This is a genomic window from Sulfurihydrogenibium yellowstonense SS-5 (assembly GCF_000173615.1).
GTDB lineage: Bacteria > Aquificota > Aquificia > Aquificales > Hydrogenothermaceae > Sulfurihydrogenibium > Sulfurihydrogenibium yellowstonense.
In genome coordinates this window covers 1-15253 of sequence record NZ_ABZS01000010.1, presented here as the reverse complement: position 1 = coordinate 15253, position 15253 = coordinate 1, and the positions used below count along the sequence as shown (strand labels likewise).

The window sequence follows — 15253 nt, the reverse complement described above, 5'->3', positions numbered from 1 at the left end:
ACCCGGCGTCGACTACTTTCCCGACCGGTCTCCCGGCCAGTATCATGGGCGCTGGTGGGCTTAACTGCCGGGTTCGGAATGGAAGCCGGGTGTTTCCCCACCGCTATGGACACCAGGGATTTGGCAACCCAGTAGGTTAGTAGGACTGTAAGTAGTAAAAGGCCAAGCCAAACGGGCGATTAGTACTGCTTGGCTCCACCCGTTACCGAGCTTCCACCTGCAGCCTATCAACGTGGTAGTCTCCCACGGCCCTTCAGGGATACCTTATCTTGAGGTGGGCTTCACGCTTAGATGCTTTCAGCGCTTATCCCGTAGCAGGATGGCTACCCAGCGCTGCTCTTGGGGAACAACTGGTACACCAGAGCCTGCCCCATCCCGGTCCTCTCGTACTAAGGATGGCTCCTCTCAAGTATCCTGCGCCTGCGGCGGATAGGGACCGAACTGTCTCACGACGTTCTGAACCCAGCTCGCGTGCCGCTTTAATGGGCGAACAGCCCAACCCTTGGGACCTACTTCAGCCCCAGGATGCGACGAGCCGACATCGAGGTGCCAAACCCCGCCGTCGATGTGGGCTCTTGGGCGGGATTAGCCTGTTATCCCCGGAGTAGCTTTTATCCGCTGATCGCATGCCCTTCCACTCGGAACATGCGGGTCACTAAGCCCCGCTTTCGCGTCTGCTCGACTTGTCAGTCTCGCAGTCAGGCACCCTTATGCCTTTGCACTCTAACGGTGGATTTCCGACCCACCTGAGGGTACCTTTGGGCGCCTCCGTTACCCTTTAGGAGGCGACCGCCCCAGTCAAACTGCCCGCCTGACATTGTCCCTGCCGTGGGTAACACGGCTAGGTTAGTTTACCCACACATCCAGGGTGGTATCTCACCGGCGCCTCCATGCCCCCCGAAAGGGGCACTTCTTAGGCTCCCACCTATCCTGCGCAGGATGCGCAGGCAAACAGTGCCAGGGTACAGTAAAGCTTCACAGGGTCTTTCCGTCCTGCCGCAGGTAGCCGGAATCTTGACCGGCACTACAATTTCACCGGGACTCTCCTCGAGACAGCGTCCAGATCGTTGGACCATTCATGCAGGTCGGAACTTACCCGACAAGGAATTTCGCTACCTTAGGACCGTTATAGTTACGGCCGCCGTTTACCCGGGCTTCGGTTTGGGGCTTATCACCCCTCCCCTTAACCTACGGGCACTGGGCAGGTTTCACACTGCATACGTCCTCTTTCGAGTTTGCGCAGTGCTGTGTTTTTGGTAAACAGTCGCCTGGACCTGGTTTCTGCGACCCACCTTGCGGTGGGCACCCCTTATTCCGAAGGTACGGGGTCAGTTTGCCGAGTTCCTTGAGGAGAGTTACCCCGAAGCGCCTTAGGCTGCTAACCCACTCCACCTGTGTCGGTTTCCGGTACGGTCAGCCATCCTTCGACGACCACGACACTATTTCTTGGCAGTCTGAAGTCACACCAGTTGGCTAAGCACGAGGCTTAGCCTCCTCATCACGCCTTGGGCTTGTATGAGGAACGGATTTGCCTATTCCTCGCCCTCGGACGCTTAAAGGGAGCGATCCAAATCTCCCCTGGTGCTATCCTCCTGCGTCGTGCCTTGGTCTCCAGACAGCTGGTGCAGGAATATTAACCTGCTTCCCATCGGCTACTGCTTTCGCCCTCACCTTAGGGTACCGACTAACCCAATCCTGATTTACATTGGATTGGAACCCTTGGAGTTCCGGCGGACAGGTTTCTCACCTGTCTTTGGCTGCTACTCATACCAGGATTCTCACTTCCCTGCAGTCCATCCCTCCTTACGGTGAGACTTCAGCCCGCAGGGAACGCTCCCCTACCGCTTGCTGTTAAAGCAAGCCCGCAGCTTCGGTGGCATGCTTAGCCCCGTTAAATTTTCGGCGCAAAGCCTCTCGACGAGTGAGCTGTTACGCACTCTTTAAAGGATGGCTGCCTCTAAGCCAACCTCCTCGCTGTCTTCGAGGCTTTACATCCTTCTCCACTTAGCATGCACTTTGGGACCTTAGCTGGCGGTCTGGGTTGTTTCCCTCTCGACTACGGAGCTGATCCCCCGTAGTCTCACTGCCAAGCTATCCTCCCGGGCATTCGGAGTTTGGTTGGGTTCGGTACCCCTTTCGGGGCCCTAGCCCAATCAGTATCTCTACCTCCCGGGGGAAACGCTTGACGCTGCACGTCGATGCATTTCGGGGAGAACGAGCTATCACGGAACGCGATTGGCTTTTCACCCCTATCCACACCTCATCCAACTGTGTTGCAGCACCGACTGGTTCAGGCCTCCAGACGGTGTTACCCGTCCTTCACCTTGGGCATGGATAGATCGTTCCGCTTCGCGTCTGCAGCATGCGACTAATAGCGCCCTAATTCGGACTTGGTTTCCCTACGCCTTCGCCTATCGGCTTAAGCTTGCCGCATACCACAACTCCCTGGCTCATTTTCCAAGAGGCACGCAGTCGGACTTTTTAATAGTCCTTCCACTGGCTTGTAGATCCATGGTTTCAGGTTCTCTTTCACTCCCCTTGCAGGGGTTCTTTTCACCTTTCCCTCGCGGTACTGTTGCGCTATCGGTCAGTCAGGAATATTTAGCCTTACCCAGTGGTCTGGGCTGATTCCCACTACCTTTCACGGGGGCAGTGGTACTCGGGATTAGCAGCTAGGAAGACTGTCAGTTTTTGCATACGGGGCTTTCACCCTCTATGGCGTAGCGTTCCAGCTACTTCTGCTAACTGACAGTTTTGTAACTTCCCCAGACAGTGGTAGCTGTCTGCGCCGGCTATCCCACTACCCCAGTGTGGCTAAGGCTACCACCATGGCACCACACTGGTTTAGGCTCTTCCCCGTTCGCTCGCCGCTACTTAGGGAATCCCATTGCGGTTTCTTTTCCTCCGGCTACTAAAAGGTTTTACTTCGCCGAGTTCGGCTCCGCTGACGCGGATGACTGGCTATTAACCAGCCGGGTTTCCCCATTCGGGAATCCTCGGATCAATGCCTGCTTGCGGCTCCCCGAGGCTTATCGCAGCTTGCCACGCCCTTCATCCCTTCTGACTGCCTTAGGCATCCACCATGGACCCTTAGCAGCTTGGCCTTATCTACTACCTACAGCCTACTAACCTATTCAATTGCCAAGGTACCTTTTTTACTACTTTACTCTTACTTATATTATTACTTCTTACTCTTTTACTTTTTGCCTACTTACTTAACTTATACTCTTTTCTTTTTTCTTTACTTTTACCAATTTTTACTTTTACTATTTCCTATTTTCCTTTTCCTTTACCGCTATGGAGACGAGGGGACTTGAACCCCTGACCCTCTGCGTGCAAAGCAGATGCTCTCCCAACTGAGCTACGTCCCCATTTTCTATGGGCCTTAGTGGACTCGAACCACTGACCTTACCCTTATCAGGGGTACGCTCTAACCGCCTGAGCTAAAGGCCCTTAGCAAATTAGGAAGGAAGCTAAGAAGATGAGCTGTTTTTTGTATAGGATATCCCTATAAAGGAGGTGATCCAGCCCCAGGTTCCCCTAGGGCTACCTTGTTACGACTTCGCCCCAGTCATCAGGCCCATCATCGGCCCCTGCCTCCTTTGCAGGTTAGCTCGGGGACTTCCGATGAACCCGACTCCCATGGCGTGACGGGCGGTGTGTACAAGACCCGGGAACGTATTCACGGCGACATTGCTGATTCGCCATTACTACCGATTCCGCCTTCATGAGGGTGAGTTGCAACCCTCAATCTGCACCACGACAGGGTTTAGGGGATTAGCTCCGCCTTACGGCGTTGCAGCCCATTGTCCCTGCCACTGTAGCGCCTGTGTAGCCCAGGGCATAAAGGGCATACTGATCTGACGTCATCCCCTCCTTCCTCCGGCTTATCGCCGGCAGTCTCCTGTGAGTACCCGGCATTACCCGCTGGTAACACAGGACAAGGGTTGCGCTCGTTGCGGGACTTAACCCAACATCTCACGACACGAGCTGACGACGACCATGCACCACCTGTGCGGCGCGGCTATGAATAATCATAGCCTAGGGTACTTTCATACCCGACACACCGCATGTCAAACCCTGGTGAGGTTTTTCGGTTAGCATCGAATTAAACCAGACGCTCCACCGGTTGTGCGGGTCCCCGTCAATTCCTTTGAGTTTCAACCTTGCGGCCGTACTCCCCAGGCGGGATGCTTAACGCGTTAGCTTACGGCACGGACTACTTTCGTAGCCCACATCTAGCATCCATCGTTTACGGCTAGGACTACCCGGGTATCTAATCCGGTTTGCTCCCCTAGCTTTCGTCCCTCAGCGTCAGGACAGTTCCAGTCGGCCGCCTTCGCCACTGGTGTTCCTCCCGATATCTACGCATTTCACCGCTACACCGGGAATTCCGCCGACCTCTCCCTGCCTCAAGTTTAGCAGTTTGGAAGGCAGTTTCACGGTTGAGCCGTGAAATTTCACCAACCACTTGCTAAACCGCCTACGGACCCTTTACGCCCAGTAAATTCGCGCAACGTTCGGGACCTACGTATTACCGCGGCTGCTGGCACGTAGTTAGCCGTCCCTTATTCCTGGGGTACCGTCATTATCTTCCCCCAGAAAAGGTGTTTACACCCCGAAGGGCTTCATCCACCACGCGGCGTTGCTGGGTCAGCCTTTCGGCCATTGCCCAATATTCCCCACTGCTGCCCCCCGTAGGGGTGCGGGCCGTGTCTCAGTCCCACTGTGACCGGTCATCCTCTCAGACCGGTTACCCGTCGTAGCCTTGGTGAGCCATTACCTCACCAACTAGCTGATGGGACGCAGCCCCATCCATAGGCGCCCATAAGGGCTTTGGAGTCTCCTCATTATTGGGTATTAGCACCCCTTTCGGAATGTTATCCCCAACCTATGGGTAGGTAAGCTACGTGTTACTCACCCGTTTGCCGGTCGCCAGCACTACTACCCGAAGGTAGTAGCCTGCTGCCCCACGACTTGCATGTGTTAGGCACGCCGCCAACGTTCGCGCTGAGCCAGGATCAAACTCTCCAAAAAAATCTTTGGAGACCTCGCTCATCTCTTAGCTTCCTTATTCATTTGCCAAGGTCCTTTATCTCAGTCGATTTTTAGCAGACAAAAATTATATCACTTTTGATTTCTTTTGTCAAGCTGATTTTTTGACTTATTCTCACTTTTAAATTTTGAGAATACCTATTATATCCCTCTTTCCTTTAATTGTCAAGAGTTTTTTCTTTTTCTTATTCGTTTTTCAAAAGTGGAATAACTATTATATACACTTTTATTTGTTTGTCAAGGGGGTGTGAGACTGCTTGCAAAAATCAAAAAAACTTATTCTAAAAATTAAGACTAACAGGATAAACAAAAATACATAAATTAAAATCATGTAGAAATTCCAAAGAATAGCCCAAGCAATAGCTAACTTCTTAGCCATATTCTTTGATAACTGTCTCAATGGATGTTTTATTTTTACTCTAAAAGTTTCCTTCATCTTTATAGCAGGAATAAGTCCAATGTCTAAGATTTTTTGTATTACGTTTATTGAATCATAACCTTTATCAGCTATAAAAGGTAGTCTTTTGATAAAATCTACTTTGTTTAATATCTGATTCAGCATCTTTATTTCACTTGCATAGGCTTTACCTGTTTCACATCCTAAAATTAATGCTGAGTCTGTTCCAAAAATCCAAATCGTCATCGTATATTAAATATACCAAAAATTTTTAAACTTTAAGAGAATAAGCTTTATAATAATTACAGACATGGGAGAAAAAAGGAAGGACAGATCAAGTCTTTGTCATTGGTCTTTTAAGACCGCTCAGAATGTTTGTAGACTGTCCTTCCTCTACTTCCTAAAACCTGAATCAGAACATTAGGCTTTTAAGCCTGTATTGATTACGATGATAGGTTATCAGGAAGTTTCTCTCATGTCAAGTATTTTATGAAAGGAGGTAATCTTATGAACAACTACAAAATCGTCGTTGGAGTTGATGTATCTAAAAACTCATTCACTGCTACAGTTTTGTATGATAACAAGAAAGAAACCTTTGAAGTTAAATCAGACCCGGTTGAGTTTGAAAAGAAAATAAAGCCTTATCTTAAGAAGTTTAAGCAGTCAGATATGCTTATCATAATGGAGCATACAGGAGTTTATCATTTAAAGCTTGCTAATTATCTGTATGAAAATGGCTATAAAGTAGCAGTGATAAATCCATTTTCAATAAAGAAGTTTATGGAAGCTAAAATGACAAGAGTCAAAACAGATAAGACTGATTCATACTTTATTGCACAGTATGGAAGAACGTTTTTCGATGGAGAGCTTTATAAACCAAAACCAGATGTAGAAAAAGAAATAGAAGTAAAACTAAAGATATTAGAAGACCTACAGCATCAGCTTACAAAGCTAAGAAATCAAAGAGAATCTTTAAGTCATGTACCAATACCAATCAAAAAATTGAAAGAGAACTTGGAATATTATGATGAGCTAATCAGAAAAATAGAAAAAAACATAAAAGAACTTGAGAAAGAAATAAAAGAATTGTCTAAAAAGAATTTTCAAGAGGAATACAAGCTTTTAAAAAGCATACCTGGTGTAAGTGATAGGGTTATAGGAGTGGTAATAGCAATGTTTGGAGGATTTAAAAGATTCAAGAGTGTAAAAGAAGCAGCCAGCTATGCTGGTTTAAATCCAAGCCCATATGAAAGTGGAACGAGCGTAAAGAAAAGCGGTTCAATAAAAAAGATGGGAAATCCATATGCAAGAAAGATATTATACATGGCAGCACTATCGGCAATAAGGTTTAACAAATACTGCAAAGAATTATATGAAAGATTAGTAAGTAAAGGTAAGGCTAAAAAGTTAGCATTAGTGGCTGTAGCACATAATCTATTAAGGCAGGCATATGGTGTATTAAAAAACAGAAGACCATTTGATGAAAATTTGTGTACTTGACATTTAACATAGAACATCTGAGCAAAGTGAAGAATCTCATGCTTTATCTTTTCATGTTAAAAATTAAAAGAGAGATACTTCGGACTTCGTTCTCAATATTACAAGGAAAGGCAAATTTACAGAAATTTTGGAACACTCCTAATCCTTTTGAAATAGAGGCATTAACTTTTCTCTTTTAAGAGGCTGTTAAAAAATAATATAGTCTCCTTTGATACAATATCCCTTTCGTTATCCATTGTTATTATGTGATAGCTGTTGGTGAGCTCTACAAATTTTTTTATCTTACTTGGTACTTTTTCGTATATAAACTTTGCTCCTTTTATAGAAGAAAGGTCGTCTTCTTTGGAATGAATTATTATTAAAGGTGCTGTCAAGCGATTGATGTTTTGTTTGATATATTTTGACATTCTGTTTAGTTATAATATTGTGGTAGCAGGTATTTTATCATAAGCTCCAAAATTTTCATCTCTTTCCATCATCTGCCTTATTTTTCTTCTCATAAATTCGTTTTTTATACCATAAGGGTCTGACTCTTTCCAGTAATACAAATGCTTTAAAGGAGAATGCAGCACAAAAGGCAGTAAAAATCTGTACCATGGTATCGCCCATCCATCAATTCCCATGGCTGGGGACCACGATGCTACTGCGTCAATATCCGGAAAATCCATAGCAAGAATTAAAGATAGCATACCGCCAACGCACAATCCACCAACAAAAACATGCTTATATTTGGCTTTTAATGAAAGATAATAATCTTTTGTAAATCTGTACAAGTCTTGCCATTTTATATTTTTAATCTCTTCTAAAGAAGAGCAGTGACCGGGTAGTATCGGAAAGTATACATCATAATTTTCCTTTGAAAAATCCCTTGCTACCCATCTTAATTCTAACGGCGTTCCTGTAAGGCCGTGAAGTAGCAGTACTGCTTTTTCGTTATTGTTTACGATAGAAAACTCCAAACTAAAACACCCTTCTAAATAGTTGGTCTAATAAAGATATAGCCATATCTATCTCTTCATCTGTAATCTCTAAGGATGGTGCAAGTGTAAATACGTTTTTATAATAACCGCCAACGTCTAACACAAGACCATAACGTTTATTTTTATATTCAAGGTCTCCTTTTAGTCCTTCTTCTAATATTTTGTCAGTAAGTGCTTTTGATGGGGTAAATCCGTCAGCTTCACATATTTCTATTCTAAGAGCCAATCCAATACCATCAACGTCTCCAATGTTTTTATACTTTTTCTTTAATTTTTTCAAGCCCTCTAAAAACTTTTGCCCTTTTTGTGCTACCGTGGTTTCGTAATCTTTTTCTTCTATGATGCTCATAACTTCTAAGCCGGCTCTTACACCTATCGGATTTGAAGAGAAAGTAGAATGAGTAGAACCTGGCGGCCATATACTTGGATTAATAAGCTCTTCTCTTGCCCATAGTCCGGATAAAGGATTTATTCCATTTGTAAGAGATTTTCCAAAAACTATGATATCGGGCTTAACTCCGTAATGCTCTATACTCCACAGTTTGCCAGTTCTGTAAAATCCCATTTGAATTTCGTCATCTACTAATAAAATGTTTGCTTGGTCGAGTATCTTTTTTAGTTTTTTAAAGTATTCCGGTGGAGCTTTTACGTATCCACCAGTACCTTGTATAGGCTCTACGTAAAAGGCTGCATATTCACAATCTTTTGTTCTTGGATTATAAATAGAGTAGTACTCCGATTCAAATAATTTTTCAAATTCTTTTACACAGTAATAATCGCAACTGTCTAAGTTTTTGCCATAAGGACATCTAAAACAGTATGGAAATGGAATAAATAACGCTCTATCGCTAAAATGTCCAAATCTTTCTCTGTATCTATAGCTTGATGTAATTGCAGTAGCTCCAAGAGTTCTTCCGTGATATCCACCCATAAAAGCAAAGTTTAGATTTTTCTTTTTATAATTCCTTACAAGCTTTAAGCTATCTTCTATAGCCTGAGAACCACCAACATTAAAATGAACTCTTCCCTTCAATCCAAATCTTTTTTGATTAGCATCAACCAATTTTTTAGAGAGAATGACTTTTTCTTCAAATAAAAACTGGGACGCCAACTGCCCCATTCTATCCATTTGGTCTTTTATGGCATTGTTTATACGCTCGTTTTTGTATCCAAAATTACAGGCACTGTACCACATTTGAAGGTCAAGGTATGGTTTGTTTTCTTCATCATAAAGATAAGACCCTTCGCAAGCTCTAAAAATTTTTGGAGGATTTAGATAATGTACCGTATCACCCCATGAACATACTTCTTGCTCTATTGCCAAAATTTCTTCTTTCTTCATTTAACATCTCCTTTATGTAAGGTATTTTATTTATTACGTCTTTAAAGGTAGAAAATTTTGTAAAGTGTTCGAATTTATTTTCTTTTAGAAAATCAAAAAGCTTTCCTTTTGCAAAAACAAAATCTGTTGTTTGACTTACACAAAAATCAGACCTACCATCGCCAATATAGATAGATTTATTGTTTTTCAAGCTATTAACCAACGAACACTTACAAACTCCAAGCTGACAATCAGGCTTCGAATGGTTATAGAAAGTTTGAAATTTATTATTTACAAGCTTTACATCGTTTGCATAGATGCCATCTATTTTTGACAGAATGTCATAAGGCTTTAATATTTTTTCAATGAAAAGCTTAAATCCATCGCTAAGTATATAAACTTTTGAGTTGTAGTTTGATTTTACAAAATCTACAAACATCAAAAAACTTTCGTCAATTTCTATCTTTGATAAAAAATCGTCTAACTCTTTTTCTGTTATTGTTATTAGAGTCATTTGGGCGTCTAAGCATTCTCTTGTTGTTATTTTGCCTTCATTCCATAGCTTTTCTATTTCAAGCCACTGCTTTGATGCGTAATTTTCTAATAATGTGTCTATTACATCTTGTTTTGATATCGTCCCGTCAAAATCACAAAAAAATGTAAGCAATTAAAACCTCCTTTTTAAGAAATTTAAAAATTATGAGATCCTTGCCGGCTGCCGAACTATGTTTTTGGTTAATTCCCATCCTGAGGCAAAGCCGAAGGATCAATCGTTCAAATTTTAATAAAATTCTCAATTTTTCACAAAGTTCATTTAGTTTTAGCAAATCAAATAATTTATCTAAAAATTCAAGGTTTTGCATTTAATAAACTGTAAACAATTTAAACCTCTACGATTTACTTACAATTCTTGATAAAAAGTGAAAGAACATCGGTATTATCAGTAAGTTTAAGAATATGGCAAAAATTAAGCCTCCTATCATGCTTATGGCAAGGTCTTGGAGTATCTGGGTTCCGCTTCCTATGGCTAAGGCAATCGGCAGCATTGCAAAGGCGTTTGATAACATCGTCATGGTAATTGGTCTAAACCTGCTTGCAGTTGCATACAGGATTCTTTTTTCCAATTTTTCTTCTGCTGCATTTTTGTAAAAATCAAAGATTAAAACGTTATTGTTTATAACAATGCTCAAAACTATTAGCATTCCGATAAGTCCGGTTATATCAAGGGGTTTTCCTGTTATAAAAAGAGCTGTCAAAACTCCTGTTAATGTTAAAATCACTGCAAGTAAGACAGAGACAGTAATTTTTGTATCTACAAAAAGAATCATGGTAAAAATGCCTATAAGAGTTAAGGCTGCTAAAATTACAAGCATTAGACTTTTGAAAGACTTCTGCTGTTGTTTGTAAAATCCTGATATGACGGGGGTTATGTCTGATGGTAGGTTTGCTTCTTGGATGGTTTGACTTACTACTTTTACAGCCTTGGACATATCGTTACCTTTAAATCTTACAGTTATAACCGCAACAGGAGATAGATTGTAGTGTGTGATTTCTGGAACGTTGGTCATGTAAGACACTCCTGCCACTTGGGACAATGGTATAAACCTTCCTACTGCAGGAGAGTAAATCTTAACATTTTCTGGATTTAAAAATTGCTGTCTGTCTATGGATATCAATCTAAGATTTATAATTTTCTCGCCGTAAACTATGTTTCCTACCACATTTCCCCAGTAGGCGTTGTAAAGCTGTTGGTAAAGGTCGTTTAGATTCAAGCCGTAAATACTCTGCGCCTCAGTTTTTAATCTAATTCTTATCTCTCCTGATGTGAAGGCGGTTTTTAAATTTACCTCTGTAAGGATAGGCTTTTCTCTTAGCAGGTCTCGGAGTTTAAATCCGTATTTTACAAGCTTGTCAGGGTCATAGCCGTAGAGTATTACAGATATTGGTGCCTCCTCTCCGAGTATGTCTGCCAATCTATCCTCTACAACCTGTGGAAGGTCAAACTCTTCAAGGTTGTTAAACTTTGCCTCTATCTTTTTTCTGACCTCGTCTTCTATATCAAAAATGCTTCTTGTTCTGTTTTCATTCAATACTACCAAAAAGTCGCCGATGTTAGGCTGTTTTACAACGTGCCCTAAGGATGTACCTATTCTTAAAGTCCAGCTTTTGACCTCCGGTATCGAGTTTAAAATCTTTCCCATTTCCATGGCGGTTTTATAAGATTCTTCTAAAGGAGTTCCTGCTGGTAGTGTAAAGTCTACTACAAAACTTCCTTCATCCCATTTAGGTAAAAACGTGGTAGGAATTACCCTAAAAAGTAAAAATCCTATCAATGCAATAATTAAAATAAGCGGCAGGGATACAAAATCATACTTAAATAGTCTTTCTAAAAAGGTTTCATAACGTTTTTCTAATCTTGATATAAAGTCTTCTTGACTTTTAAAACTGTTTGGTAGTAGCATGTAGGCTACTATAGGGACTAAAAATATGGCTGCGATTTGTGAAACGATATAGGTCAAAACTAATACCAAACCAAGTTGTTTTAAAAATACTCCAACAACGCCGGGTACAAAAAGAAGAGGTAAGAAGACTAAGGTAGATATTAAAGTTGCGGCGGTCATGATAGGTAGGATCTCTCTCGAACCGTCTATTATGGCGTTTAGCTTATCCTTGCCCATTTTTAGGTGTCTGTCTATGTTTTCTATGACGATGATAAGATGGTCTACCAAGCCTCCTATTGCAGCAGCCATGCCGCCCAAAGAGAACAGATTAAAGTCTAAGCCCAAGATTTTAATGCCTATGATTGTGATGAAAAATACCACCGGAAGGGTTAGCAAGGTAGCAAAGGAAAGCTTTAACTTTCTCAAAAAGATAAACAGAATCAAGACCGCTATGATGCTTCCTAAAACTATCGCATCTCTTACGCTCTTTATTGATTCTTTTATGAATACTGAAGAGTCATATGATTTGTATATCCTGATACCTTCCTTTTCCAAGGATTTATTTATACTCTCTATTTGACTGTCAACGTTTTGTATAACCGTTGTTGTATCTGCGTCCGGCTGTCTTAGGATGTTAAAGACAACCGCATTTTTGGCGTGAGAAAACCCTGAGATAGACCTTGACGGATACTTAGAGTTTATAATCGTCGCTACCTCAGATAGATTTATGTATCTACCGCCGGAAAGTGGTATTTTTACATCCAAAAGTTTATATACATCGTCAGGCTTTTGGTAGAGAGTTATTACATACTGTTTGTTTAACATCTCAGTTATGCCTAAGAAGTCTATCTTGGTTTGGTCGTAAATCACAGATTTTAAATAATCCAAGGAGATGTTGTAGCTGTTTAGCTTGTCTGTATCTATTACTACATGAAACTCCTGCCATTGTGGAGCTTTTATTTCAAGGTCGTAAACGCCTGGCAAGGATATTATTAAAGGTTTTATTTTGTAATAGAGTATGTCCGTCAGCTGTGTTTGTGATTTAGCGTCAGAACCTATGGCATAAATGCCTATTGGATACATGCTTGGCGTAGCCTGTCTTACAACAACCTTTGCCGTCGGCGGTAAGACGTTTTTTAACTCACTTACTCTTGCTAAAACAAGCTGATAGGCGGTGAATGGATTTGTAGACCAGTTAAAGTAGAGGTTTATCTCTGTTGAACCGATAGAAGTCTTTGAAACTATTTTCTCTACACCTTGAACGGTTTTAAGAGATTCCTCCGCAGGTTTTGTAATTTCAAGCAGCATCTGCTTTGTAGGAGTGTAGCCATTTTCTATTGCAACCTCAACCCTTGGAAAATAGACATTCGGAAAGATATCTTTCGTTATAGAGTTAGATGTATAGTAGCCAATGATGGCAAGCAAAAGAAAAATGAGCATAATAGCAAACTTTCTTTTGATGATAAATATAAAAAAATCCTTAGAAATCATCTAATTTCTACCTCATCCCCATCTTTAAGATTGCCGGATGCGATAATAAAATCCCCTTCATCTTTGATTATGTTAACTTTTTCCTTAAACTTTTTACCGTTGTAAATCTTATATACAAAAAATCCTTTTTCCTCTAAAACTAAAGCCTTCTTAGGTATTTTAAAGCCTGATAAACCATCAACATATAGCGTTATACTCTGTCTAAAGTTTAAAGGAAATTCTAAGGCTTTTTCTGAAAACGTTTTAACTTTTACAAGGTTTCCTTCTGAAACTGGAATGATTTCTTTTACTTTCAAAGAGATTGTCTCATCGTTTAATTTTGCGTTTAAGACTTTTTTAGACTTTATGAGATTTAAAAACTCAACCGGAACATACAGATACAAAAAGTTTGAATTTTGATTATAAACTGTTGCGACGGTTGTCCCTATAGTAGCATACTGACCTTCTGGTATCATGTTAATAATATAGCCTTCACAATTTGAAGATAGTTTAAAGTTGTTTTTCTGGATATTGTAAGTTTTAAGCTGTGCCTTTAATGATTCAATCTCGGACTGTTTTAATGATATATTGTTTTTAAGGTCTAAAATTTCGTTTTTTGATGCTAAGCCTAAGCTGTACAATTTTTCGTAGTTTTCAAGTTTTTTTGTTAAGTTCTCTAACTCGCTTTGGGTAATCTGAATTTTTTTGACTGTTGACTGTAAGTTTGCATCTAAAAACTCATTCTTAAAGCTGCCTATAACCTGTCCTATTTTCACTCTATCACCAACTGAAACAAGAGGATAAAAGTATCCTTCAGTTTTTGATGTTATACTACACTGTTTGCCAGATTCTATTTGTCCTGAGACCTGAATTTCCATCTGCGACTTAGCAGGAACTACTTTATAAGTATCTTGACCAAAGGCAACTTTAAAACTAAAAGATATAAAAGTCAAAAGTAATATAAGTCTCATCTGTATAAATCTCCTTTTATCAGATGCTCTAAAAGTTTAAAATTCATGTATGCGTTGTACTTTGTTTGATGTAGTTGTTGGTTGCATTTATGTAATCGTAATAATATTTGTCTAAAACAACGAAATTAGCCAGGCCCATCTTGTAGGCTTTAAGGTATTTTTCATATATGTCGTAAGATGATTGAATCTGCTTTTTGTAAGCTTCAAGTCTATCTATATCGTAAAATACAGATGTATAAAGACTTTCAAGATTTTGATTTAGATTTAAACTCTCTCTGTATTTTTGAATGTTTAATATCCTATCTCTAACTGAAAGGCTTAGTAGTTTATACTTTAAGCCACCATAGAAAATATTTGACATAATCCCAACTGTAAATATATTCTGATTTCCGTTTCCTGTTGGGTCTTTGTTGATCTGTCGTTCATAAGACAATAATAAATTTGGAATCCAATAATTTTTCTCTTTTTTGTAAAGTGCATCGTTTAACTTTTTTTCTAAATCTATGGCTTTAACGTTTGGACTGGTTTTTAAATAATCCTCTTTCTGACTGTAAATCTGATTTAACTCTTCTTTTGTTAAACTGTAATCTTGCAAAGGTTTAATCTGGTCTAAACCTGAAGTTATCTTTAAGATTTTCAAGTATGTTTCCAAAGCTTTTTGATACTTTAAAAGGTTTTCTTCTTCATTTAGAAGTTTCAGCTGCCAGTTGTCATACTCTATGGCAGGAAGCTTTCCATCTTTTACTGCTTTTTCTATAAAGCTTAGGTTCTCTTTGATGTTTTTTATTCTCTCCTCCTGAAGTTTTACAAGCTCAAAGTACATACTGTAATTAGCGTAGGCTGTAAGGATGTTTTTAAACAAAGTTTCTTTTTCTTTTTCAGACAAGACTGTTGACTTTTCAATCTCTATTTTGTTTATCTCTTCATCGTACTTAGATTTTCCAAAAATATCCATTTCGTTGCCAAATTTCAAAGAAGAAACGTTATAGGAAGATATTGCTTGAGTGTTGTAATGAGAGAAGTTTAAATCTGCGGTTAATTTTAAAAATCTTGTAGCGTATAGGTCTTTGTTTAAAAGTTGATAATACTCTTTATTATTTTTAAGATTTTCATCTCCT

The 15253-nt window shown here is 40.5% G+C and carries 6 protein-coding genes, 2 tRNA genes, 3 rRNA genes and 2 pseudogenes; 1 reads left to right on the top strand and 12 read right to left on the bottom strand.

Going from position 1 to position 15253, the window contains the following annotated elements; translation table 11 throughout:
* From rrf to SULYE_RS00835, 6 genes and pseudogenes are all read right to left on the bottom strand, one after another.
* A 5S ribosomal RNA gene (rrf, locus tag SULYE_RS00860) occupies positions 1-117 on the bottom strand.
* A 41-nt stretch (positions 118-158) separates the two neighbouring features.
* A 23S ribosomal RNA gene (locus SULYE_RS00855) occupies positions 159-3104 on the bottom strand.
* A 194-nt stretch (positions 3105-3298) separates the two neighbouring features.
* Positions 3299-3371: transfer RNA gene (locus SULYE_RS00850), tRNA-Ala, on the bottom strand.
* Positions 3372-3379: 8 nt separating this feature from the next.
* Positions 3380-3453 (bottom strand) — tRNA-Ile (locus SULYE_RS00845).
* A 59-nt stretch (positions 3454-3512) separates the two neighbouring features.
* Positions 3513-5037 (bottom strand): 16S ribosomal RNA (locus SULYE_RS00840).
* The 16S, 23S and 5S rRNA genes sit together here with 2 tRNA genes alongside, the layout of an rRNA operon.
* A 244-nt stretch (positions 5038-5281) precedes the next feature.
* Positions 5282-5674 (bottom strand): annotated as a pseudogene (locus SULYE_RS00835) (transposase); the annotation flags it as partial.
* A gap of 285 nt (positions 5675-5959) precedes the next feature.
* Between SULYE_RS00835 and SULYE_RS00830 the strand changes: the two are divergent.
* Complete coding sequence (locus SULYE_RS00830) at positions 5960-6952, top strand: IS110 family RNA-guided transposase (RefSeq protein WP_007545600.1); 993 nt, start codon at positions 5960-5962, stop codon at positions 6950-6952.
* A 161-nt stretch (positions 6953-7113) separates the two neighbouring features.
* Here the strand turns inward: SULYE_RS00830 and SULYE_RS00825 are convergent.
* From SULYE_RS00825 to SULYE_RS00795, 6 genes and pseudogenes are all read right to left on the bottom strand, one after another.
* A pseudogene (locus SULYE_RS00825) lies at positions 7114-7911 on the bottom strand (alpha/beta hydrolase).
* A 1-nt stretch (position 7912) separates the two neighbouring features.
* Positions 7913-9274: an aspartate aminotransferase family protein gene (locus SULYE_RS00820; RefSeq protein ID WP_043989012.1), complete on the bottom strand. Its 1362-nt coding sequence runs from the start codon at positions 9272-9274 to the stop codon at positions 7913-7915.
* Positions 9222-9920, bottom strand: a complete 699-nt coding sequence (locus tag SULYE_RS00815) for an MtnX-like HAD-IB family phosphatase (protein ID WP_007545596.1) — start codon at positions 9918-9920, stop codon at positions 9222-9224. Before SULYE_RS00815 ends, SULYE_RS00820 begins: the two co-directional genes overlap by 53 nt.
* A 223-nt stretch (positions 9921-10143) precedes the next feature.
* The gene (locus SULYE_RS00805; protein ID WP_007545595.1) at positions 10144-13185 is read right to left on the bottom strand and encodes an efflux RND transporter permease subunit; all 3042 of its coding nucleotides are present in this window, start codon (positions 13183-13185) and stop codon (positions 10144-10146) included.
* The gene (locus SULYE_RS00800; RefSeq protein WP_007545594.1) at positions 13182-14135 is read right to left on the bottom strand and encodes an efflux RND transporter periplasmic adaptor subunit; all 954 of its coding nucleotides are present in this window, start codon (positions 14133-14135) and stop codon (positions 13182-13184) included. Before SULYE_RS00800 ends, SULYE_RS00805 begins: the two co-directional genes overlap by 4 nt.
* A gap of 43 nt (positions 14136-14178) precedes the next feature.
* Positions 14179-15253: TolC family protein (locus SULYE_RS00795; RefSeq protein ID WP_007545593.1), on the bottom strand; the 1075-nt coding region annotated here is incomplete at its 5' end.

Coding starts and splice junctions, on each gene's coding strand:
- SULYE_RS00800 (WP_007545594.1), bottom strand. CDS start 14,135: ATGAGACTTATATTACTTTTGACTTTTATATCTTTTAGTTTTAAAGTT.
- SULYE_RS00805 (WP_007545595.1), bottom strand. CDS start 13,185: ATGATTTCTAAGGATTTTTTTATATTTATCATCAAAAGAAAGTTTGCT.
- SULYE_RS00830 (WP_007545600.1), top strand. CDS start 5,960: ATGAACAACTACAAAATCGTCGTTGGAGTTGATGTATCTAAAAACTCA.
- SULYE_RS00820 (WP_043989012.1), bottom strand. CDS start 9,274: ATGAAGAAAGAAGAAATTTTGGCAATAGAGCAAGAAGTATGTTCATGG.